Raw genomic sequence first — 2,170 nt, 5'->3', positions numbered from 1 at the left:
GTGGCGCCGCGGGGACGACTTCAAGAACGCCCCCGCCAACGGTCCGGCGGCGATCCTGCTGGCCCGCACCGGTGACGTCGCGCTGGCGGCGGGCATCACGGACTGGCTGGCGGACACCCTGGTCGACCCGGTGACGGGGCTGGTGATCGACGGCGTCCGGCTCGGCCCGTCCGGGACCGTCCGGGAGACCACGACCTACACCTACTGTCAGGGCGTCTACCTGGGCGCCTGCGTGGAGCTGGGGGAGCGCGACGGCGATCCGCGGTGGCGGGAGCGGGCCGAGGGCGTGCTGCACGCGACCGCGGCTCACCTCGCCGAGCCCGGCGGTGTGATCGGCGGCTACGACGACGGCGGCGACGGCGGCCTCTTCAACGGGATCCTGGCCCGCTACCTGGCCGACGCCGCGGTCCGGCTGCCCGACCTGCCCCACGCCCGCGAGCTCGTCCTGGCCAGCGCGGAGTCGGTGTGGCGGCACCGCGCCGACACACCCGTCGGACCCGCGTTCGCCCACGACTGGCGCAGGCAGGCCCGGGTCCCGGCCCCGGGGGCCCCCGAGGGGGACCTGTCGGTGCAGCTCAGTGCATGGATGCTGCTGGAGGCCGCGGCCCGGGTCGAACGGTCACTCTGACGGGCGGGTGGCGTCGACCTCGTCGACCGGCTTGCGCATCTCCTGCACGTACCGGAAGAGCCCGTAAGCCGTCCCGACCACGAAGAACCCCACGGACGCCACCACGGCGACGTCCTTGACCCAGGGGACCCGGTCGAGCAGACCTGCGGCGTAGTAGCCGAGCATCACCAGCCCGGGCACCCAGACGATCGCGCCGACCAAATTGGCCAGCAGGAACTTGCGGTTGTCCATCCGCGCGGCGCCGGCGATCATCGGCGCCAACGTGCGCACCCAGGGCACCCACCGCGCCACGACGATCGACCAGAAGCCCCAGCGGTCGAGGAACCGCCCGGCCCGGTCCAGGTTCTCCCGCGTCAGGATCCGCCCGCCCTTGCGCAGCTTGATCCGGGTGCCGGTGAACCTGCCGACGAGGTAGCCGACCTGGTTGCCCGCCACCGCCATGACGACGGCGGCCCCGGACAGCAGCCACGCGGACAGCTCGTGCCCGTGCGCGGCCAGCACCACCCCGGCCGCCAGCAGCAGCGAGTCGCCCGGCAGGAACAGCCCGACGATGAACGCGCACTCCAGGAACACGAACGAGAGCACGACGACCCAGACCGTGACCGGCCCGGCGGACCCCAGCGGATCGAACGCCAGGACGGTCTCGTGCACGGCGCTAGTACCGGCGCGGCGGCTGGTTCGGCCGCACCACGGGAAGCTGGACGGTCGCGTCGGGGTCGTAGTGGTTCTCGGCGACCGGCCGGTGCCGCCGGGCGCGGATGATCTCGACGATGATCGGCAGCACCGAGATCAGCACGATCAGGATCAGCATCAGCTCGATGTTGCTGCGGACGAACTCGAACTGGCCGAGGAAGTAGCCGAGCACGGTCACGCCCGCAGCCCAGGCGACGCCGCCGATCAGCGAGTACGTGAAGTACCGCTTGGGCTCCATCCGGCCGACGCCCGCCATGACCGTGATGAACGTGCGCACCACCGGCACGAACCGGCCGAGCACGATGGCCCGGTTGCCGTACTTGTCGAAGAACTCCTGCGTCTTCTGCACGTGCGCAGGCTTGAACAGCCTGCTCTTCGGTTTGTCGAAGATCGCCGGGCCCGCCTTGCGGCCGATCCAGTACCCCACGACGTTCCCCACGAACGCCGCGACCACGAGGATCACGCAGACCAGCCAGAGGGGCGACTGGATGCCCGGCCGGCCGCCGGCCGCGGCCGCGACGAACAGGCCCGCGGTGAAGAGGAGCGAGTCCCCGGGGAGGAAGAAGCCCAGCAGCAGCCCGCACTCCGCGAAGATGATCAACGCGAGCCCGAGGAGGGCCCAGGGGCCGAGCCATTCGATGATGACGTCGGGCTTCAGCCACTCGGGTCCGAGTGCGAGGGTGGTCGTCACAGGGGACGACGGTACCGGGCGGTCCTGTGCGCCCCGTCAGCCCATCGTGGGAAGCACGCCCGGGGCGAGCAGCGAGACCAGCGCGATCCCGACCCCGAGCAGCACACCTGCCAGCAGGGCGACGGTGAGGGCGATCGCGATCTGGCGGCGCAGGGCTG

The 2,170-nt window shown here is 71.8% G+C and carries 3 protein-coding genes; 1 reads left to right on the top strand and 2 read right to left on the bottom strand.

Annotation, left to right across the window (positions count from 1 at the left end; genetic code table 11):
* The coding region (locus H5J29_RS30045; protein WP_281376142.1) for a glycoside hydrolase family 76 protein at positions 1–628 on the top strand (628 nt) is incomplete at its 5' end.
* Here the strand turns inward: H5J29_RS30045 and H5J29_RS30040 are convergent.
* Both H5J29_RS30040 and H5J29_RS30035 read right to left on the bottom strand, forming a co-directional pair.
* On the bottom strand, positions 620–1,279 hold the full coding sequence (locus tag H5J29_RS30040; RefSeq protein WP_181784337.1) for a DedA family protein: 660 nt from the start codon (positions 1,277–1,279) through the stop codon (positions 620–622). The genes H5J29_RS30045 and H5J29_RS30040 overlap by 9 nt on opposite strands.
* A 4-nt stretch (positions 1,280–1,283) precedes the next feature.
* Entirely contained in the window at positions 1,284–2,012 is a 729-nt protein-coding gene (locus H5J29_RS30035; RefSeq protein ID WP_181784336.1) for a DedA family protein, read from the bottom strand.
* Positions 2,013–2,170 lie beyond the last annotated feature (158 nt).

Origin of the sequence: Pseudonocardia pini (genome assembly GCF_013870575.1) — a bacterium.
Taxonomy (GTDB): Bacteria; Actinomycetota; Actinomycetes; order Mycobacteriales; family Pseudonocardiaceae; genus Pseudonocardia; species Pseudonocardia pini.
The sequence above is the reverse complement of the archived record's forward strand: the minus strand, read 5'-3'. Positions and strand labels throughout refer to the sequence as shown.